This window comes from Natrinema sp. LN54 (assembly GCF_052439245.1).
Classification (GTDB): domain Archaea; phylum Halobacteriota; class Halobacteria; order Halobacteriales; family Natrialbaceae; genus Natrinema; species Natrinema versiforme_A.
The window spans coordinates 239,942-258,545 of sequence record NZ_JBQVRP010000004.1; the positions used below are offsets into that span (position 1 = coordinate 239,942).

An 18,604-nucleotide genomic window follows, 5' to 3' on the forward strand; every position below is an offset into this window, starting at 1 on the left:
TCCCGATAACGGTACTCCCGTACATGTGCGCTCGAGACGGCGATCGACCGGGATTCCGTCGCCGTCGGCACGTTCCGGTGCCTATTACTCTCGCGGAGCCCACGTCGGGCGCATGGACGTCGACGCGGTCGCCCTCGCCGAATCGCTCCGCGAGGAAGCCGAGCGTGCGAACGAGCGACGGCTGGTGGTGCTCGCGGGCGACCGCGAGCGAGGATACGATGCCCTCGAGTCGATCCTCGAGGCGCTGCCGGTCCCGATCACCGGAACGACGCTCGTCGGCCCCGACGACCGGCTCCGCTGTGAACAGCTCCGGCAGGTCAACGCGGACGACCTCCTCGGGACGACGCGGGACGTGATCGCGGTCGACGCCCACGCGGAACTCCAGCCGAACGCGCTCGGGAAAATCGCCGGAGCGGTCGACGGTGGCGGCCTCCTGATCCTGCTGACGCCGCCGCTCGAGGCGTGGCCGGAGCGCCGCGGCGAGTTCGACGCCTCGCTCGCCGTCCCGCCGTTCGAACTGGACGCGGTCACCGGCCGGTTCAGACGCCGCCTCGTCGAGACGCTGCGGGCCCACCGCGGGATCGCGATCGTCGATCTCGATGCCAATCGGAGCGAGGCCGACGGGCTGACCGACCCGGCTCCCCGGCTGGCGACGGCGGCCCCGGCTCCCCCGTCGGAGCACCGGTTTCCGGCCGCCACCTACGAGGCCTGCCTGACGGCCGATCAGGCCGACGCCGTCGCCGCCTTCGAGTCGCTGCTCGAGGACGGACAGGCCGTCGTCCTCGAGGCCGACCGCGGCCGGGGTAAGTCGAGCGCCGCGGGGCTGGCCGCGGGGGCGTTCGCCGCCGACGGCGAGGACGTGCTCGTGACCGCCCCCGCCGAACGGAACGCCGCGGAACTGTTCGACCGGGCGGCGGAACTCTGTGCGACGCTCGCGGACGGCCCCGAGCGCGGCCCCACCGTCGAATCTCACCGGATCGAGACGGCCGCCGGCGGCTCCGTTCGATTCCGTGAGCCGAGCGCGGCCGTCGGCGACCTCGAATCGGCGGACATCGTCATCGTCGACGAGGCCGCCGCGCTCCCGGTCGCGACGCTCGACTCGCTGCTCGCGGCCGACCGGGTCGCGTTCGCGACGACGATCCACGGCTACGAGGGCGCGGGGCGGGGCTTCTCGGTCCGGTTCCGGGACCACCTCGCCGAGAGCGATCGCGCGGTGACCGACTGCACGCTCGTCGAGCCCATCCGGTACGCAGCGGGCGACCCCGTCGAGGTGTGGGCCTTCCGCGCGCTGTTGCTCGACGCGCGTCCCCCGGTCGACCCGCTCGTGGCCGACGCCACGCCCGAGTCGGTCGACTACCGGCGGCTCGAGCCGGATGACCTCCTCGCCGACGATCACCTGCTACGGGAGGCGTTCGGGCTGCTCGTCCTCGCACACTACCGGACCGAACCCAACGACCTCGCGCGGCTGCTCGACGCGCCCAATCTCGAGGCGCGGGCGCTCCTCCACGAGGGCCACGTCGTCAGCGTCGCCCTGCTCGCACGCGAGGGGAACCTGCCGGCGGAAACCCGATCGATGATGTACGAGGGCGGCCGGGTGCGGGGCAACATGCTGCCGGACGTACTGACGAGCCAACTGCGAGACGAGGCGGCGGGCGAGCCGGCCGGCCTCCGGGTCGTCCGCATCGCGACCCACCACGCGGCCCGCTCGCGGGGGCTGGGCTCGCGCCTGCTCGAGCACATCGGCGAGGAGTTCGCCACCGAGAGCGATGCCGCCGACGAATCCGGTGCCATCGACTGGCTCGGCACCGGCTTCGGCGCGACGCCCGGCTTGCTTGCGTTCTGGCGCGAGAACGGCTACCGGACGGTCTTCGTCTCGACGACTCGCAACGACGCCAGCGGCGAGTACTCCGCGCTCATGCTCGCGCCGACGAGCGACGCGGGACGGGCACTCCACGACCGCCACGCCGACCGGTTCGTCCGCCGGTTCGCCGCGCTCTGTTCGGACCCGCTCGACGACCTCGAGCCGGACGTGGCTCGAGCGGCGCTCCGGAGCGTCGACGCCGACGCCGGACCCCCGCTCGCGTTGGCCGACCACGAGTGGGACCTCGTCGCGAGCGCCGCCTACGGCCCGGGACTGTTCGCCGTCGATCCCGGTCCGTTCAGGGATCTCGTCGTCCGCTATCTCGTCGACGACCCCGACGGTATCGACCTGACGGACCGCGAGGAACGCCTGCTCGTCCGCCGCGTGCTGCAGGGCCGGGATGTGGAAGCCGTCGCCGACCGCCTCGGTTATCACTCGACGAGCCAGTGCATGCGAGCGCTCGGCGACGCCTTCCGCCCGCTCGTCGACCTGTACGGGACGGACGCGGCGCTCGAGGTTCGGGACCGGTTCGCCGACGAGTGATCAGCGGGCCTGCGTCCAAATCGAAATAAACCCGGCTCCGCACACCGAACTTAGAACAGTCGCCGAAGCACTCCTTCCGGAGCCAGATCCAGGAACCACGCGATCAGCCGCCACCGCCGCGTCACGTAGACGTGGCTCCGCTCCTTCCGGATCGCTCGAGCGATCTGGGCCGCCGCCGTCTCGGGCGAACACTCCCAGAACCCGCCCAGCGAGAGATCGGTGTCGACGAAGCCGGGCTCGACGGTCGTGACCGTCACGTTCGCATCGCGGTCGGCCTGCCGGTCGCGCAGTCCCTCGAGATACGTCGAGACGTAGGCTTTCGACGCGCTGTAGGCCTGCGTCCCGCCGCTCCCGAAGTGAGCAGCGACCGAGGAGATCCCGACGAGGTGGCCGTCGGCCTCGCTCGCGTGGTCGGGCGTCTCCTCGAAGTACTCCATCGCGGCCGTTGCCATGGCGGTGAACCCGCGGACGTTGACGTCGACAGTCTGCCGTTCGGGCTCCCACTCGAGGTCATGGTTGACCGGGGCGACGCCGGCGCTGATGACGACGAGGTCGACCGACGGCATCGCCTCGGCGAGTTCGAAAAACCCTCGTCGGGCGTCCTCGGTCGCAGAGACGTCCAGCGTGGCAACGTACGATTTGGTCGGCAGTTCCGCCCCGATCCGTCGCATGCGCTCCGTCCGACGGGCGGCCAGCCCAATCTCGTAGCCGTCGGCCGCGAGCCGCCGGGCCAGCGCTTCGCCGATGCCCGACGACGCGCCGACGATGATCGCGCCGCGTTGGTTGGTCATGGTCACACGTCCGAAGCCGGCAACGTAACGCTACTGAAGGCGGTAGGCCTTTGCCGCGGTCCGTCGTCGAGGGCGTATGGTCGATGCGGTCACCATCCTCGCAGTCGCGTTGCTCGTCGGCGGCGTCGCCGGCACGGTCGTCCCGCTGGTCCCCGGCGGTCTCCTCTCGCTCGCGGGCCTCGGCGTCTACTGGTGGGGCTCCGGCTTCTCCGACCCCGGAACGATCACGCTCGCGGTCCTCGCCCTCCTCGGGGTCTTAACCGTCGTCGTCGAACTCTTCGGCGGCTCGATCGCCGCTCGAGCCGGCGGTGCCTCGTGGGTGACGAGTGCTGCCGCGGCCGTCGTCGGCATCCTCCTGATGGTCGTCACCGGCCCGGTCGGGCTGCTCGTCGGACTCTTCGGGACCGTCTTCGTCCTCGAGTTCGTCCGCAACGGGGAACTCGAGGGAAGCACGCGCTCTGCCGTCTACACGACCGCGGGCGTCCTCGCGTCCACGGCGGTACAGGTCCTGTTGACGGTGTCGATCCTGCTCGGCTTCCTCGTCGCGGTCGTCCTGTTCTGAGCCGCGGCGCAACGACTGTATCCGTGGGTCTCGTTCGCACGCCTATGGAGTGTTCCGAAGGCGACTGCGAACGTCCCGCCGCAGTCGAGTTACACGTCCCGTGGGACGAGAACCGACTCGTCTGCGCCGCTCACGCTTGCGTGCTGGGAAGGCGGGACGGCGTGGTCGCCGACCCGCTCCCGGACCGAGGCGACGAGTTACTCGAGTGACCGACTCGAGAGCGACCGAGCAGTCTCAGTTCGGAGTCGGCTGCCAGAGCACGGTCGTCTCCGCGACTGTTTTCCAGTTTGGATGAAAGACAGTATTTCGCGTCTATCGCCGCTTCTGACGGTTTTCTCGTACGGAATCGTTATGGGCGACCCTCCCGCAGTACGGTCGATATCCATGTCGAACTATCGCCGACAGGTTCTCAGACGGACGGCGCTGCTCGGTTCGGGACTGTTCGGAACCGCGTCGGGAACCGCCGCAGCGGCCGCCAGTGAAACCGACGACGGACGTATCGAGGGAACGATAACCCATTTCGGCACTCCGGTGGACGAGGCGACGGTGACCGCCGATGACGGGACCGAAACCACGACCGACGAAACGGGTTCGTACACGCTGTCCCTCGAGCCCGGCGAGTACACCCTCACGGTCACCGCCCCCGGATACACACCGGTTTCGACCACTATCGCCGTCGCGAGCGACGAAACCCGTACGAGGGAGTTCGCCCTCGAGCGCGAGTGGGGACCGGGCACCGGCGAACTCGAGGTGTACGCGACCCCGGTCGGTGGCGGCAGCACGATCCCGTGTGAGATCACGGTCTTCGGTGACGACCGGTACGACGTCACCGCATCGCGCGGCTCGATCCCCGACGGTGATCGCTGGGGGAGCGGCTTCGACGTGAGCGAGGGCTGGTGGGAGATCTTAGTCACGGACGCCGAGGGATACAGTGACGGCTATCAGGAAGTGCGCGTCGAGGACGGCGAGACCGCATTCGGCTGGGTTCAACTCGAAGCGGGCGACGACGAGATTTCAGAAACGGGGCGGATCGAGGGGCGCGTCGTCGACCCGAACGGAACCGCCGTCACCGGCGCGACGATCCGGATCGGCGGCGCACGGGTATCGGTCGACGGCGAGGGCAAGTTCGACCTCGAACTCGAGCACGGCCAGCACCCTCTCGTGATCGATGCGGCCGGCTATCGGCAGGTCACAGGTGACGTACAGGTCAAATTCGGGCGGACCACGGAACTGAACGTTACGGTCCGGCCGAGCGCCCCGGGAAACGGCTCAGAGCGGGCGTGATGGCCCGATAGCGTAGTCGATCGGACTCGCGTCAGGGATGCGCGTAATAGACGACCGTCTCCCCGTCCTCGTCGTCGCTGTCGGCTTCGTGGCGGTCGATCCGGGCGAAGCCGACGCGCTCGAACTGCACCATCTCGTCCGGCTCGAGGTCGCCGACTCCGGGTTCGGCGTGTCCTCGCACGTCGCCGTCCATCGTCCGCATGCGGACGGGGACGCTCTCGTCGGCGGGGACCCAGTGGACGACGTCGACGCCGCCCTCGCGGACCGCGTCGATGTCGTCGTCCGTGTACCGGAGGACGCCGTCGTCGAAGCGGAAACAGCCGAATCCCTTCAGCCAGATGCGCTGGTCTCCGTCTCCGCTCTCGTCGGGAATGTCGGCTACCTCGAGCATGACGGAGTCGCTGACGGGAATCTCCCGAACGCCGCGGCCCTCGTGGTTGGGGTGCAGCGGCGGGGTCGCTTCGGCGGGTGGCTCCCCGGCGAGGGGGATCTGGTTGCCGCCGCGAACGAAGAATCGGCGGTCGGTTTCGTCGTCGATCAGATCGCGGTTGTTCGCGTAGATCGAACTCATCGCGAGGTCGACGTCGGTGGTCGAGGTGCCGAGGCCGGTCATCGCCTCGACGATGGCCTCGCCGCGGATGCCCCGTCGGCGCAGGCTCTTCAGCGTCGGCGCTCGCGGGTCGTCCCAGCCGTCGAGTTTCCCGTCCTCGATCAGCGCCGAGATGGTCGATGTGCTCACCTTGACATCGTAGTCATCGAGTTGGACGTGCCCCCAGTGGATGACCTCGGGATACTCCCAGTCGAAGTAGTCATAGACGAACTGCTGGCGTTTGGCCGAATCCTGCAGGTCGATCCCGCGGATGATGTGCGTGACCTCGAGCAGGTGGTCGTCGACGCCGGACTGGAAGTCGAGCATCGGCCAGCAGCGGTACTCGCTGGCCTCCTCGCGGGGGTGTGGCGTATCGATCATCCGGAACGCGACCCAGTCGCGCAGGGCGGGATTCTTGTGTTCGATGTCCGTTTTCACGCGGAGGACCATGTCGCCGCTGCTGTACTCGCCGTCGATCATGGCCTCGAACTCCTCGAGTACCGTGTCCGAATCCTTGTCGCGGTGGGGACAGGCCTCGCCGGAATTCTTCAGCTCCGAGAACTCCTCGCCGGAACACGAGCAGGTGTAGGCCCCGCCCATGTCGATGAGGTCGCGGGCGTGGTCGTAGTAGGTCTCGAGCCGGTCGCTCGCCTTGTACGTCGCGTCGGGCTCGAAGCCGAGGTAGTCCAGATCGTCGAGAATCGCGTCGTAGGCCTCGAGATCGGGGCGCTTGGTCTCGGGATCGGTGTCGTCGAACCGCACGCAGAACCAACCGTCGTAGCGCTCGCGGTAGGTTCCGATGACGGCGGGCATCCGGGCGTGACCGACGTGCCACGGGCCGTTCGGGTTCGGCGCACACCGCATCCGGATCTCGTCGTAGTCGTCGGCGTTCGGGAGGTCCGGCAGGTCGTGTTCGTCCTCCTCGTCTTCGGCCTCGATCTCCGCGAGTTCCTCGGGTGCGAGTTCCTCGAGGCGATCGCGTTTGGCCTCGTACTCGAGGTCGTTGACCCGGCCGACCACGCCGCCGGCGATGCCCGGGATCTCGTCGCCGTGCTCGCGGAAGTCAGGATTGTCGCCCATCAGCGGCCCCATGATCGCGCCGACATCGGCGTCGCTCTCGTGTTTGACGGCGTTTAACAGCGCGTGCTTCTCGGCCTCGCGCTCGATGCGCTCGCGTAACTCGTCGTTCATTACCTCGGGATAGTCGCGCCCGGCCCAAAACCCTCGCGATTCGCCGTGTCGTCCGGTCCGAAGACCGCGGGCCTCAGTTTCGGTCTCAGTCCTCGAGGTCCTCGGCGTACACTCTCGAGTTGAGGACGTTGCTCATGAGGATCATCGCGGCCGTGTCCGCGGCGGACATCCCACCCTCGGTCTCGTTTGCGCTCGCGTTGCTGGTCGTGCCGTCGTCAGCGCTTGTGTTACCGCTCTCGGTTTCGTTATTGCCAGACCCGTCGTCACCCTCGATTCCGTCACTCGATTCGCCATCGTCGGTGCTGCTCTCGTTGCCGCCGTCCTCGCCGCCCTCGACGGCCGCGTTGTACCGCTCGCACCACTCGGTTTTGACGCCCCAGCCGTGTGCCTGTCCGTCGAACGGGTTCGTCACCTCCGCGTAGAGCATGTCGATCCCCGCGTCGTTTTTCACGAGGTTCTCGTTGTAGACGGTCGTGATGACCTCGAGTTCGGTCGTCGACTCCGATTCGGTCTCGGCGTTCGAGGCGTACTTCAGCACCAGATCGGAGCCGTCCTTCCGCAGCGATTGGATCGAGAGGTCGTTTCGTTCGACGAGCGCGTAGAATTCGCCGGGCGTTCCCTCCCGCGGCTCGCTCGGCTCCACGGGTTCGATTTCGTTCTCGTCCGATCCGGTCGTCCCGAGCAGCGATCCGACACAGCCGGCGGTCGCGACCGTACCGACGGCCGCAGCCGTGCCGAGAAATCGCCGCCGGGAGGAGCCGGATGGTCCGTGCGGGGAGTCGTCAGTCATACTCACCGCTCGGGGAGGTACCTGCAAAAAGACCCGGACGATATCGAACGGTGAGTTCGGCCGGCAGACGGGTCTGTGTCTCTCGAGCGGCCCGACTGTCAGAACTCGCGAACCGAGGCGAGAAGAGCCGCCCCGAGCGATCGTCGCTTCAGTAGCCGCGCTGGATCAGGTAGTCCGCGATCTCACAGAGCAGGTCGCGGGCCTCGTTGTCCGGCAGCACCTCGAGTCGGTTCTTCCCCTGCTCGACCAGATCCTGGGCCGTTTCGTTGGCGTAGGAGATCGAGCCGGCCTCCTCGAGTTCGGTGACGGCGTCGTCGATCTCGGCCTCGGTGACCGCGTCGACGTCGTCGGTGTCGACCAGATTGTCGACGTCGACGCCCTGCTCGCGGGCGTGGACGGTGATCAGCGTCTGCTTGTTCTCGACGAGGTCGCTCCCGCGCTGTTTGCCGAGTTGCTCGCTGGGAACGGTCAGATCGAGGACGTCGTCCTGAATCTGGAACGCGCGGCCGATGTCGAGCCCGTAGCCATAGAGCGCGTCGATCGTCTCCTCGTCGGCCCCCAGCAAGATCGCCGGGAGGGACGCCGAGGCGGCGTACAGCACGGCCGTCTTCTGCTCGACCATCTCGAGGTATTCGTCCGGCGAGACGTCGATACGCTCCTCGAACGTGACGTCGAGTGACTGACCCTCGCAGATCTTCGTGCAGGTGGTCGCGAGCACCTCAAGGGCTTCGACGATGCGATCGGGATCCGCACCCGTCTCGAGCATGATCTCGAAGGCCTTCGAGTAGAGCGTATCGCCCGCGAGAATGGCCGTCTCGAGGTCGTACTCCTTGTGAACGGCCGGGACGCCGCGCCGGAGGTCGTCGTCGTCCATGATGTCGTCGTGGATCAGGGTAAACGACTGGATGACCTCGACGCTGACCGCGGCGGCCATGACGTCCACCGCGTGGCCCTTCTGCAGCGAGGTGAACGACCGGTACTCGCCCGACAGCGGCTCGGTATCGGTCAGTGCCTCCGCGGTCGTCAGGAGTACCGCCGGCCGCAGCCGCTTGCCGCCGGCGTCCAGCAGGTATCTGGAAGCCTCGTAGAGCCGTTCGGGCCGCTGGATCGGTAGCTCCTCGGGAATCGCTTCGTTGACCTGCTCGCGGCGCTGCCGGATCGCCTCGAGCACCGCCTCTTCGCGTGCCTCGGGACTCGTCATATCAGTCGACTAATTGGATGAGGTTCCCGTTGCGCGTCACGTGGAGGTCTCGTCCCATCTTGTAGCCCTCGTTCTCACAGAGGTTGACGTAACTGGAGTAGCCGCTCATGTCCTGGTGGGCCGGGATGATGTTCTCGGGCTGGAGCGCGTCGAGCATCTCGTAGTGGCCCTCCTGATTGAGGTGGCCGGAGACGTGGATGTCGTCGTAGACCCGTGCGCCCTGCATGCCGAGCAGTTTCTCGGCCTGATAGCGCTGGCCCTCGTTGGTCGGTTCCGGAATGACGCGAGCGGAGAAGACGACCTTGTCGCCTTCCTCGAGTTCGTACGGCGTCTCGCCGCGGGCCATCCGGGTGAGCATCGCGCGGGGTTCGCCCTGATGACCGGTGACGATCGGCAGGTAGTTCTCTTTCCCCTCGTTCATGATCCGCTTGAACGTGCGGTCGACGGACTTGCGGTGGCCGAACATTCCCAGATCGGAGGGGAAGTCGACGAAGTCGAGCCGTTCGGCGGTCCCGGAGTACTTCTCCATCGAGCGGCCGAGCAAGACCGGCTGGCGGCCGATATCGTCGGCGAACTCGACGAGGCTCTTCACGCGAGCGATATGACTCGAGAAGGTGGTCGCGACGATGCCGCCGTCGTAGTCCTCGATGCTGTAGAGGACGTCGCGGAGGTGTTCGCGAGCGACCTTCTCGGAGGGGGTGCGCCCCTTCTTGTTCGCGTTGGTACAGTCCTCGATGTAACAGAGGACGCCCTCGCGACCGATCTCGCGGAACCGCTCCATATCGATCGGGTCGCCGATGACGGGCGTGTGGTCCATCCGTTTGTCCAGCCCGTAGACGACCGCACCCTCGGGCGTGTGGAGGACCGGGTTGATCGCGTCGATGATCGAGTGGGTGACGTTGACGAACTCGAGGTCGACCTCGCCGGAGTCGCCGATCGCCATCGTCTCGCCGGCTTCCATCTTGACGAGATCGTTCTCGACGCCGAACTTCTGTTCGCCCTCGATCTGCTGTTTGACCAGTTCGATCGTAAACGGCGTCGCGACGATCGGCGCGTTGTACCGGTGGGCCAGCTTCGAGATAGCACCGATGTGGTCGAGGTGGCCGTGAGTCGGCACGATGGCTTTCACGTCGCCCTCGAGGTCGCTCATGACCCGGTCGTCGGGAATAGCGCCCATGTCGATCAGGTCGAGGCTGTGCATCCGTTCGGTTTCGACGTTATCGTGGATCAGGACCTGCGAGAGGTTCAGACCCATGTCGAAGATGACGACGTCGTCGCCGGCGCGGACGGCAGTCATCTGCCGTCCGACTTCTTCGTAGCCGCCAATGGTTGCGATTTCGATTTCCATGGTTCGTAGCACTGAAAGCCGCTCTATGGACTCTCATCGAAACGGTCCGCGGACGCCCGGTCGTGTACGGCCCCGGCGTCTTGCAGCGCGTCGGCCATCCCGCTATGCGCTCGGTGCGACGGCGGTTCCGTCTTCGATAGCTCGCGACATCGCAAGCCCCGAACGCACTTGCCCGCGGGTTTCGCTACTGGCACATACACGCCCGGGTGTTAAAAACGCAGTGGGTTAGCTCGTCTCCCGTGACGCCGCCCGTACCGTCGGTTTACGGCACCTCAGCGGGAACCTGTCCGGATCCTTCGAACACCGCAATCCATTTGCCGATCGCTCCGAAACCGGTTGCCACTATCATGCTTCCGGAGGGATCGTCGTGTACGTAATCATCGTCGGAGCCGGCGAGGTCGGCCGGTCGATCGCCGCCAATCTGGAGGACGGCCATAACGTGGCCGTCATCGATCGGGATGCCGATCTCGTCGAAGAACTCACCTACTCGCTGGACGTGCTCACGATCCGCGGCGACGGAACTGACCTCGAGACGCTGCGCGAGGCCGGCCTCGAGCAAGCGGATCTCGTCATCGCCTGTACGGACAACGACGAGACGAATGCGGTCGTCTGCGGCGCGGCGAAGGCGACGAGCGAGGTGTTTACCATCGCGCGGGTCCGCCGCCGCACGCTGCTCGAGACATGGCAGGGGTCACAGGGAGCCTTTGGCGTCGACTTCATGGTCTGTACGGACCTGCTGACCGCGCAGGCGATCTTCCGGATTTCCGGCCTCCCGAGCGCACACGACGTGGACACGTTCGCCGGCGGCCTCGTCCGCATGGCCGAGTTCGACATTCCGACGAACAGCCCGATCGCGGACCGGACCGTCAGCGAGGCCGACTGCTACGATTCGCTCACGTTCGTCGCCATCTTCCGGGACGACGAGATGGTCGTCACCAGAGGTGACACGGTCATTCGGGGCGGGGACCGGGTCGTCGTCATCGGCAGTCCGGAGTCGATCAACGAGTTCGCCGACGAGGTCGCCCGAACGCCGGACGAGGCCGAGGAGGTCGTCATCGTCGGTGCCAGCGAGGTCGGTTTCCAGACCGCCCGCGAGTTCGAGGACCACGGGTTCCGTCCGCGGCTGATCGAACGGGATCCCGAGCGGGCCCGCGAGGTCGCCGAAGCGCTCCCGAATACGATGGTCATGGAGAGCGACGCGACCAACTCCGAATTCCTCGCCCGCGAACACGTCGGCGAGGCCGACGTCGTGATCGCCGCCCTCGACAGCGACGAGAAGAACCTACTCGTCTCCCTGCTCGCCGACCGGCTCGGCGTCGATCGGACCGTCGCTATCATCGAGAATCCCGAGTACGCCGACCTCTTCGAGACGGTCGGAATCGACGTCGCGATCAATCCCCGCGAGGAGACCGCCGAGGAGATCGTCCGCTTTACCCGGACCGATAACACCGAGAAGGTCGCGATGCTCGAGCACGACCTCGCGGAGGTCATCGAGATCGAGATCGGGGAAGAGAGCGTCCTCGTCGGCCGGAACATCGCCGCCGCGACGAACGACCTCCCCGACGGCGTCGTCATCGGTGCGATCTCCCGGGGCGGCGAACACATCACGCCGCGCGGATCGACAGTCGTCCAGCCCGGCGACCACGTCATCGTCTTCGTCGACGCGGCTGCGCTCGACGAGGTCGTCGAACTGATTTAGGACTCCTGTCTTCGTCTACTCTCGATATACGCAGTCGATCACCGCCGGATAGCTGGTAGACGGATCTGGTTTCGGCCAGTATTCGCGACTCGAGATCGCGACCGCTCGAGTCCTGACCCTGATCTCGATCTCACTTCCCGTCGCGGCCTCGCCGATTCAGTGGCGAATGCCGCGGTAGAGAACGTACGCGACGAAGAACACGACGTAGGCGGCGGCGAGCCCCGTCGTCAGAACCGACCGGCCGACGAGCGCGATCACGAGTATCAGGAGCGGGCCGACGAGCAGGAGCGAATCGAAGATCCGGTCTTCGGCTCCCGACTCGAGGAGTTCGCCGACGATCGGCAACTCGTTAATCCGCATTAGTAGAGCCCTCCGCGGCGGAAGCCCGCGCGTAACAGTACCAAGACGGGAATGATCTCGAGGCGGCCGATCCACATGTTAAAGAGGAACATGATCTTGCCGAGCGTCGGCAGCGATTCGGGGCCGGTGATCCCCGCGGAGAGGCCGACGTTCCCCTGTGCGCTCGCGACTTCGAAGAGCACGTTCTCGAGCGTGTACTCGCCCTGCGGCAGCAACAGCAGAAGCACGAACGTGCCGATTCCGAGGAAGATCAGCCAGAGCGCGGTGATGATCGCCGCTTCCTCGAACTCTTGGCGCATCTCCTGTTCGTTGAGGCGGCGGCCGTTGATCCGCAGTCGGCGAACGGCCGTCTCCGGATAGAAGACGTCCGAGATACGGAATCGGATGCCCTTCAGCAGCGTGAGCGCCCGGATCAGCTTGATCCCGCCGACCGTCGACCCGGCCGCGCCCCCGATGAGCATCCCGAAGGAGACGGTGAGCTGGGCTTGGGTCGGCCAGCGCCCGAGCGCAACATTGGTCGCGTCGACGGCGGTCTGGAAGCCGGCACAGGTCGCCGCCGAGATGAACTGGAACGAGCCGTACCGGAACGCTGTAAACAGGGAGTCGTACGTGTCGCCGACGTACACCAACGCGGTGAGCAGGACCGTTCCGATCCCCATATAGATGAACACCCAGCGGGTCTGAAGGTCGGCGTAGAGGTTCCGCAGGTCGCCCCGCAGGATGAGGTAGTGGACCGGGAACGCGATGCTTCCGAGCAGCATGATCGGCAGGAGCGCGAAGTCGATGGCGGCGCTATCGTAGGTAGCGATCGAGTTGTCGGTGATCGAGAAGCCGCCGGTCGCGAGGCCGGTCATCCCGTGGTTGATCGCACCCCAGATCGGCATTCCGACGACCCAAAGCAGCAGGATCGAGACGAACGTAAAGAGGATGAAGATCCACCAGATCGTCTGCACCGTCGAGACGATACTCGGATGGATTCGCTCCGAGCGGGCTTCGCTCTCGTAGAGGGTGAGCGAGCCGCTTCCGGGACGAGCGAGGATCGCCGTCGTGAGGACGATGACGCCGACGCCGCCGACCCACTCGATGAACGAGCGCCACCACTGCAGCGTGCGGGGCAGGACCTCCTCGTTGTCGGTCATCGTCAGTCCGGTGCCCGTAAAGCCGCTCATGCTCTCGAACAGCGCGTTGAGGGGGTTCGTAAATGCCGCCAGTGTCGACGTCTGCGAGGGCTCTCCGAGGATCGGCGGCGCGAACTCGACCGTCCACGCGATGAGGACGAACGGAAGCGAGCCGAAGATCGCGACGCAGAACCATCCCAATGCAGCGATGATCATCCCGTGAAGCTTGCCGGGCTTGGTCGCCTTCCGGAACCGCGAACTCAGGGCGTAGCCGATCGCGAACGGAATCAGTCCGGAGACGAGCAACGCCGGAATCGCGTAGTACTCGCCCCAGACGATCGGAATGAGGATCGAGACGAACAGGAGACCCGCGAGCGCCTGAAACATGCGCCCTAAGTCCCGGCCGATCGTTTCCGCCGCCTCGTTCATATGTGTCTCCTCGCTCCCGCCGAACTCGTGTCCACACCGCGCTGGCGATCACGTACTCGAGTCGGCGACCGTTCGCTCGAGGCCGTCCGTCGCGGTCGATCGGGACGGGGCTCCCGCGCGCTCGTGTCTGTCATCATCGTAATCGGTCTTCGGGGTGGCCGAACACGTCGGTGAGTTCGGGATCGGCACCGAACGCCGAGTAGACGGTGAGCAAGTCGCCGGCCTGGACCGTCGTTTCTCCTCGCGGCGTGATCGGTTGGTCCTGTCCGTCGCGTTCGATCGCGACGATCAGGACGTCCTCGGAGAGGAGATCCTCGTCCGCCGCCTCGATGAGCGTCTTGCCGGCGATCGGCGCGTTTTCGGTGACCCGGATCTCGAACACCTCCGCCTGTTCGCCGATCTGCATGTAGTCGACGATCGCCGGGCGAGCGACCGCTCGGTAGAGGTATTCGGCGATGAGCTCTTGGGGGTTTTCCATCGTGTTGACGCCGATCTGGCGGAACACGTTCATGTGCTCGGGATCGTGAACGACCGAGACGATCGTGGGGACCTCGTGTTCCTGCCCGAGCAGGCAGACCATGATGTTTGTCGGGTCGCGGTCGGTCGTGCTGATCAGGGCGTCCGCTTTCTCGATTCCAGCGTCTAAAAGCGCGTCGTGGGCCGTTGCATCGTCGTTCAGGACCAGACAGTCGTACTCGCTGGCGACCTGATCCGCGCGTTCGGTGTCGTTCTCGATGACGACGACCTCGTTGCCCGACCGGGTCGCGATATCGATGAGCGGCATCCCGATATCGCCCGCACCGACGATGACGATATACATTATATCCGTCTTCTTGCGTGTCCGTTGAAAATATATCGCTTTACTGACCTCGAAGGGATCCGCGATCTCGAGCCCGAATCGGCCGAGCCGTCTCCGTCCCGGTACCGCGTAGGTCGCTATCGACGGGCCGACCCAGAGGTCACTTCCACGGCGGCGTCTGCCGTCGCCGCTTCGACCGCGCTTCGGATTCGGACAGAATCCGTTCGATCGCCCAGCCGACCCACAGGAAGACGACCGCCATGAAGACGACCATCTCGAGTCGGATGACGGACCCGTATCGCACCGCGAGGACGAGGGCCGTGATCGCCACCGCCGCGGCGACGACGCTGAACACATCGTAAAACGAGTGGGGGTGACGAACGCTTGGTAATCGAACGCTCATGCGTGAATATACGCGCCGTTCGTATATAGCTCCTCGTCACAGATCGCAGACAGGACCTCCCCGCCGAATTGGTCGGATCGACGCCGCGAGTCGCGGTGATCCGGGGTCGACGACCGTCGCGGTGGCGGGTGCTTACGATGGATTAATAGGACCGAATCGAAATGCCGTTAGATATCGTGTCCAGACGTGACTGCGAAATAGGGGTGTTCCATGCGGCTCCGTACTGATTGGCGCGCCAGTCTGGCGCTCGTCGGAACCGTCCTCAAGTATCTCTCCGTCCCGCTGGTGATTCCGCTCGTCGTGGCGCTCATCTACGGCGAGCCCGTGTTCCCGTTCGTCGCGACGATCGCGCTGACGATCGCCGTCGGCTACGGCCTCGAGCGACTCAGCCCCGGGCCGGACCTGCAGGTCCGCGAGGCGATGTTGTTCGTGGCGATTTCGTGGCTGGCCGTCGCGATCGTCGGCGCGGTGCCCTACGTGCTCGCGGGCTGGGGGACCGAATCGACGCTCGCCCATCCCGTCAACGCCCTGTTCGAGTCGATGTCCGGGTTCACGACGACCGGGGCGACGGTGCTCGGCGAGATCTCGCTCGAGCGCCACTCCCACGCCGTGATGATGTGGCGACAGCTCACCCAGTGGCTCGGCGGGATGGGGATCATCGTATTGATGGTCGCGATCCTGCCGGAGATCGCCGTCAGCGGCGCACAGCTCGTCGAGTCGGAAGCGCCGGGGCCGGAGCTACAGAAGCTCACGCCGCGAATCGCCGAAACCGCGCGGATCCTCTGGCTCGTCTACTTCGCCTTTACCATCGTTTACATGGCCATTCTCTACGGGCTCCACCTGGCGGGGATGGCACCCGAAATGAACCTCTACAACGCCGTCGCCCACGGCTTTACGACGCTCCCGACGGGCGGGTTCTCGCCGGAGGCCGACAGCGTCGCCGCGTTCTCCGCGATCGTGCAGTGGACCGCGATCCCGTTCATGATCGTCGCGGGGACGAACTTCGCCCTGTTCTGGCACGTCTTCAGCGGGGAAGGCCACCGCTTCGTCCGCAACTCGGAGTTTCGCGCCTATATCGGCGCGATCGGTGCGCTGAGCGTTCTCCTCGCCGGGATCCTCTATACCGGCGCCGCGCCGGCGCTCGGCGACCTCGGCGGCGTGACCGAGGGAGTCCTCGGGAACTCGCTGCGACAGAGCGCCTTCCAGATCGCGTCGCTGCTGACCTCGACCGGCTACGCGACGAGCGACTTCGTCGACTGGAGTTCGACGGGCAAGATCGTCCTCCTCTTCGCCATGCTCGTCGGCGGCTGTGCCGGCTCGACCGGCGGCGGCGTCAAGGTCGTCCGGTGGCTGATCGTCTTCAAGGTGCTCCGCCGGGAGCTGTTTACCGCCTCCCATCCCGAGGTCGTCCGCCCGATTCGGCTCGCCGGCAACGTCGTCGACGAGGACGCCATCCGCGGCGTGCTCGGCTTTACGTTCATGTACCTGCTCATCTTCGCGATCGCGACGCTGCTCATCGCCCTCGACGCCAGTCGCGTCGCCGCCATCGACAACATAACGCCGCTCGAGGCGTTCAGCGCGAGCCTCGCGACGATCGGGAACATCGGCCCCGGATTCGGATTCCTCGGTCCGTTCGGCAGCTATCTGGACTTCCCGATCCCCTCGAAGCTCCTGATGATCTTCCTGATGTGGATCGGCCGCCTCGAGATCATCCCGGTCCTCGTCATGTTCACTGGCGGGTTCTGGACCCGCTGAGCCGTCGTCGCGTTTCGAACGCCGCTAGTTCTCATCACGATCCACCAAAAGAGAGAACGAACAGCCGCGACGAGCTCAGTCGATCGTCGTCCCCGGGTTCTCGCCCTCGAGGAACGAGGCAAGTGCCTCGAGCCCGAAGATCGACGCCTCAGCCTCGAGCTCGAGCAGCGTCCGCACCTTGCCGGCCATCCCGCCGGTCACGTCCGTCGCGTCGCTGGCCCCCAGCACGTCGGCGACAGTCTCGAAGTCGTCGATCCGGTCGATCACCGCGTCGTCGCCGTCCAACACGCCGGGAACGGTCGAGCAGAGGCCGACCCGGTCGGCCTCGAGGTCGCGAGCGAGGGCCGCGACCAGTTCGTCGCCGCTGATTACCGTCGCGCCCGCGCTGGCGTGAGCGATCACGTCGCCGTGGAGGACCGGGACGAACCCCTCCCCGAGCATCGTTTCGACCTGCCCGGTCGGGAGGTCGAGTTCCCCCGTCCGGTCGCGGTGGGCCGCCGAGAACGGGTGGACCGGTACCGCGTCCACGCCGCGCTCGAGCAGGCGGCCCAAGACGAACTGGTTCAACGTCTTCATCGCGCCGTGGATGTCGAGGGCCGCGCTCGCGTCGCGGGTCCCGTCGGTCGTGCTAACGCCGTGCGCGCTGGCGTTGTGGTGGCCGAAGCTCCCGCCGCCGTGGACGATCACGAGGTCCTCGAGGCCGGCGTCTATCGCCGCGGCGACCGCGTCGGCCGCTCGCTCGAGGGCTGCGCCGTCGAGGGTCTCCGGGCGGTCCTTTTCGGTGATGACGCTGCCGCCGAGTTTCAGGACGATCATTCGAGGCGCTTCACCCCGGTTTCGGCGAGTTCAGCGCGGAAGGCGTTCTCACAGCCCGGCGTGAACGAGAGGGCGGTTTCCGTCTCTTCGGTGGGGTCGAGCGCGACCATACAGCCGCCACCGCCCGCCCCGGTGAGCTTCGCGCCGTGGGCGCCCGCGTCGCGGGCCGCCCAGACCATCGTATCGAGCGACCGCGATGAGACCCCCAGCGCGGAGAGGAGGCCGTGATTGAAGTCCATCAGCCGCCCGATCTCCTCGACGTCGCCGTCGGCGAGCGCGTCCTCGCCGTTCCGGACCACGTCCCCGATCGCTTGGACCGTATCGGCCGCGAAATCGTACTCCTCGCGCAGGGCGCGGACGCCCGCGACCAGCTGACCGGTGTCACCCGCACCGCCGTCGAATCCGATCACGATCGGCAGGTCCGGGGCCTCGAGCGAGCGGCAGTCGTCGCCCTCGACGCGGACCGCACCGCCGGTCGCCGAACAGAACGTGTCGGCCCGCGAGGCCTGTCCCTCCTGGACCTGTGACTCCGTCTGATAGGCTCGCTCGGCGAGTTTCTCGGGCTCGAGCGTGACGCCGAGTTCGCGGGTCGCGGCGTCGATGGCGGCGACGACGACCGCCGCCGAGGAGCCGAGCCCCGCACCAAGCGGGATGTCGCTCTCGATCGTGACGTCGAAGCCGGCGTCGTCCTCGCCGGTCACCGCGCGCACCTGCTCGATCGCGCCGTCGACGTACTGCGTCGCCGCCGTCACCAGCGACTCCGGTACGTCGACGTCGGGGCGACTGTCCGCGGTCGCGCCGTACTCGACGGTAAACCCGTCGAGACTGAGATCCTCGGCGTTGACTCGGAGGCGACCGTCGTCCCGTCGGGTCGCCTCGACTCGTGCCCGTCGCTCGATCGCACACGGAACGGCGGGTTCGCCGTAAACCACCGCGTGCTCCCCGAACAGATACACCTTCCCGGGAGCGCTCGAGAGTGTCATGCCCGGCCGTTCGTCCGACGACGGTTAATAGCTATCTTTGTCGTCGCTGTCGCCCGGTAGCGATCCGTCGAGTCGACGGCTC

Annotated in this window: 17 protein-coding genes; 6 read left to right on the forward strand and 11 right to left on the reverse strand. The window is 66.5% G+C overall.

Translation table 11 applies throughout. The features are described 5' to 3' along the window. The first annotated feature begins 112 nt into the window (after positions 1 to 112). Positions 113 to 2,404, forward strand: a complete 2,292-nt coding sequence (gene tmcA, locus ACT4ML_RS13640; RefSeq protein WP_444721361.1) for a tRNA(Met) cytidine acetyltransferase TmcA — start codon at positions 113 to 115, stop codon at positions 2,402 to 2,404. Between the two features lie 50 nt (positions 2,405 to 2,454). Here the strand turns inward: tmcA and ACT4ML_RS13645 are convergent, their stop codons facing one another. After that, on the reverse strand, positions 2,455 to 3,195 hold the full coding sequence (locus ACT4ML_RS13645; protein ID WP_444721362.1) for an SDR family NAD(P)-dependent oxidoreductase: 741 nt from the start codon (positions 3,193 to 3,195) through the stop codon (positions 2,455 to 2,457). A 76-nt stretch (positions 3,196 to 3,271) separates the two neighbouring features. On the opposite strand from ACT4ML_RS13645, the gene ACT4ML_RS13650 reads away from it, so the two are divergent. From ACT4ML_RS13650 to ACT4ML_RS13660, 3 genes are all read left to right on the forward strand, one after another. Next, positions 3,272 to 3,757: a DUF456 domain-containing protein gene (locus tag ACT4ML_RS13650; protein WP_444721363.1), complete on the forward strand. Its 486-nt coding sequence runs from the start codon at positions 3,272 to 3,274 to the stop codon at positions 3,755 to 3,757. Between the two features lie 44 nt (positions 3,758 to 3,801). Next, positions 3,802 to 3,966: a hypothetical protein gene (locus ACT4ML_RS13655; protein WP_444721364.1), complete on the forward strand. Its 165-nt coding sequence runs from the start codon at positions 3,802 to 3,804 to the stop codon at positions 3,964 to 3,966. 175 nt (positions 3,967 to 4,141) lie between these two features. Beyond that, entirely contained in the window at positions 4,142 to 5,041 is a 900-nt protein-coding gene (locus ACT4ML_RS13660; protein WP_444721365.1) for a carboxypeptidase-like regulatory domain-containing protein, read from the forward strand. A gap of 31 nt (positions 5,042 to 5,072) precedes the next feature. Here the strand turns inward: ACT4ML_RS13660 and ACT4ML_RS13665 are convergent, their stop codons facing one another. From ACT4ML_RS13665 to ACT4ML_RS13680, 4 genes are all read right to left on the reverse strand, one after another. Beyond that, positions 5,073 to 6,821 (reverse strand): glutamate--tRNA ligase, encoded by a 1,749-nt coding sequence (locus ACT4ML_RS13665; RefSeq protein ID WP_444721366.1) that lies wholly within the window; start codon positions 6,819 to 6,821, stop codon positions 5,073 to 5,075. 85 nt (positions 6,822 to 6,906) lie between these two features. Further along, positions 6,907 to 7,611 carry a hypothetical protein gene (locus ACT4ML_RS13670; RefSeq protein ID WP_444721367.1) on the reverse strand — a complete coding sequence of 235 codons (705 nt, stop codon included), beginning with the start codon at positions 7,609 to 7,611 and terminating at the stop codon, positions 6,907 to 6,909. Between the two features lie 148 nt (positions 7,612 to 7,759). Continuing rightward, positions 7,760 to 8,812, reverse strand: a complete 1,053-nt coding sequence (idsA3, locus tag ACT4ML_RS13675) for a geranylfarnesyl diphosphate synthase (RefSeq protein WP_138244927.1) — start codon at positions 8,810 to 8,812, stop codon at positions 7,760 to 7,762. 1 nt (position 8,813) lies between these two features. Further along, entirely contained in the window at positions 8,814 to 10,160 is a 1,347-nt protein-coding gene (locus tag ACT4ML_RS13680) for an RNase J family beta-CASP ribonuclease (RefSeq protein ID WP_444721368.1), read from the reverse strand. 367 nt (positions 10,161 to 10,527) lie between these two features. On the opposite strand from ACT4ML_RS13680, the gene trkA reads away from it, so the two are divergent. Next, positions 10,528 to 11,859 (forward strand): Trk system potassium transporter TrkA, encoded by a 1,332-nt coding sequence (gene trkA, locus ACT4ML_RS13685; RefSeq protein WP_444721369.1) that lies wholly within the window; start codon positions 10,528 to 10,530, stop codon positions 11,857 to 11,859. Positions 11,860 to 12,015: 156 nt separating this feature from the next. On the opposite strand, the gene ACT4ML_RS13690 is transcribed toward trkA, so the two are convergent. The 4 genes from ACT4ML_RS13690 to ACT4ML_RS13705 all read right to left on the reverse strand — a co-directional run bounded on the left by ACT4ML_RS13690 (position 12,016) and on the right by ACT4ML_RS13705 (position 14,968). Next, complete coding sequence (locus ACT4ML_RS13690; RefSeq protein ID WP_444721370.1) at positions 12,016 to 12,219, reverse strand: hypothetical protein; 204 nt, start codon at positions 12,217 to 12,219, stop codon at positions 12,016 to 12,018. After that, entirely contained in the window at positions 12,219 to 13,766 is a 1,548-nt protein-coding gene (locus tag ACT4ML_RS13695) for a TrkH family potassium uptake protein (protein WP_444721371.1), read from the reverse strand. The genes ACT4ML_RS13690 and ACT4ML_RS13695 overlap by 1 nt, the downstream gene beginning before the upstream one ends. A gap of 133 nt (positions 13,767 to 13,899) precedes the next feature. Next, positions 13,900 to 14,586, reverse strand: coding sequence for a potassium channel family protein (locus ACT4ML_RS13700; RefSeq protein WP_444721372.1), 687 nt, complete (start codon positions 14,584 to 14,586; stop codon positions 13,900 to 13,902). Positions 14,587 to 14,725: 139 nt separating this feature from the next. Further along, complete coding sequence (locus ACT4ML_RS13705) at positions 14,726 to 14,968, reverse strand: hypothetical protein (protein WP_138244921.1); 243 nt, start codon at positions 14,966 to 14,968, stop codon at positions 14,726 to 14,728. 210 nt (positions 14,969 to 15,178) lie between these two features. Between ACT4ML_RS13705 and ACT4ML_RS13710 the strand changes: the two genes are divergently transcribed. Then, positions 15,179 to 16,723, forward strand: a complete 1,545-nt coding sequence (locus ACT4ML_RS13710; RefSeq protein ID WP_444721373.1) for a TrkH family potassium uptake protein — start codon at positions 15,179 to 15,181, stop codon at positions 16,721 to 16,723. Positions 16,724 to 16,798: 75 nt separating this feature from the next. Here the strand turns inward: ACT4ML_RS13710 and ACT4ML_RS13715 are convergent, their stop codons facing one another. Continuing rightward, the gene (locus tag ACT4ML_RS13715; RefSeq protein ID WP_444721374.1) at positions 16,799 to 17,539 is read right to left on the reverse strand and encodes an isopentenyl phosphate kinase; all 741 of its coding nucleotides are present in this window, start codon (positions 17,537 to 17,539) and stop codon (positions 16,799 to 16,801) included. Then, complete coding sequence (gene mvk / locus ACT4ML_RS13720) at positions 17,536 to 18,522, reverse strand: mevalonate kinase (RefSeq protein ID WP_444721375.1); 987 nt, start codon at positions 18,520 to 18,522, stop codon at positions 17,536 to 17,538. The genes ACT4ML_RS13715 and mvk overlap by 4 nt, the downstream gene beginning before the upstream one ends. Between the last annotated feature and the right edge of the window lie 82 nt (positions 18,523 to 18,604).

Excerpts from the sequence above, each read along its gene's own strand:
- tmcA (WP_444721361.1), top strand. The coding sequence starts at position 113 with ATGGACGTCGACGCGGTCGCCCTCGCCGAATCGCTCCGCGAGGAAGCC.
- ACT4ML_RS13645 (WP_444721362.1), bottom strand. The coding sequence starts at position 3,195 with ATGACCAACCAACGCGGCGCGATCATCGTCGGCGCGTCGTCGGGCATC.
- ACT4ML_RS13650 (WP_444721363.1), top strand. The coding sequence starts at position 3,272 with ATGGTCGATGCGGTCACCATCCTCGCAGTCGCGTTGCTCGTCGGCGGC.
- ACT4ML_RS13655 (WP_444721364.1), top strand. The coding sequence starts at position 3,802 with ATGGAGTGTTCCGAAGGCGACTGCGAACGTCCCGCCGCAGTCGAGTTA.
- ACT4ML_RS13660 (WP_444721365.1), top strand. The coding sequence starts at position 4,142 with ATGTCGAACTATCGCCGACAGGTTCTCAGACGGACGGCGCTGCTCGGT.
- ACT4ML_RS13665 (WP_444721366.1), bottom strand. The coding sequence starts at position 6,821 with ATGAACGACGAGTTACGCGAGCGCATCGAGCGCGAGGCCGAGAAGCAC.
- ACT4ML_RS13670 (WP_444721367.1), bottom strand. The coding sequence starts at position 7,611 with ATGACTGACGACTCCCCGCACGGACCATCCGGCTCCTCCCGGCGGCGA.
- idsA3 (WP_138244927.1), bottom strand. The coding sequence starts at position 8,812 with ATGACGAGTCCCGAGGCACGCGAAGAGGCGGTGCTCGAGGCGATCCGG.
- ACT4ML_RS13680 (WP_444721368.1), bottom strand. The coding sequence starts at position 10,160 with ATGGAAATCGAAATCGCAACCATTGGCGGCTACGAAGAAGTCGGACGG.
- ACT4ML_RS13690 (WP_444721370.1), bottom strand. The coding sequence starts at position 12,219 with ATGCGGATTAACGAGTTGCCGATCGTCGGCGAACTCCTCGAGTCGGGA.
- ACT4ML_RS13695 (WP_444721371.1), bottom strand. The coding sequence starts at position 13,766 with ATGAACGAGGCGGCGGAAACGATCGGCCGGGACTTAGGGCGCATGTTT.
- ACT4ML_RS13700 (WP_444721372.1), bottom strand. The coding sequence starts at position 14,586 with ATGTATATCGTCATCGTCGGTGCGGGCGATATCGGGATGCCGCTCATC.
- ACT4ML_RS13705 (WP_138244921.1), bottom strand. The coding sequence starts at position 14,968 with ATGAGCGTTCGATTACCAAGCGTTCGTCACCCCCACTCGTTTTACGAT.
- ACT4ML_RS13710 (WP_444721373.1), top strand. The coding sequence starts at position 15,179 with ATGCGGCTCCGTACTGATTGGCGCGCCAGTCTGGCGCTCGTCGGAACC.
- ACT4ML_RS13715 (WP_444721374.1), bottom strand. The coding sequence starts at position 17,539 with ATGATCGTCCTGAAACTCGGCGGCAGCGTCATCACCGAAAAGGACCGC.
- mvk (WP_444721375.1), bottom strand. The coding sequence starts at position 18,522 with ATGACACTCTCGAGCGCTCCCGGGAAGGTGTATCTGTTCGGGGAGCAC.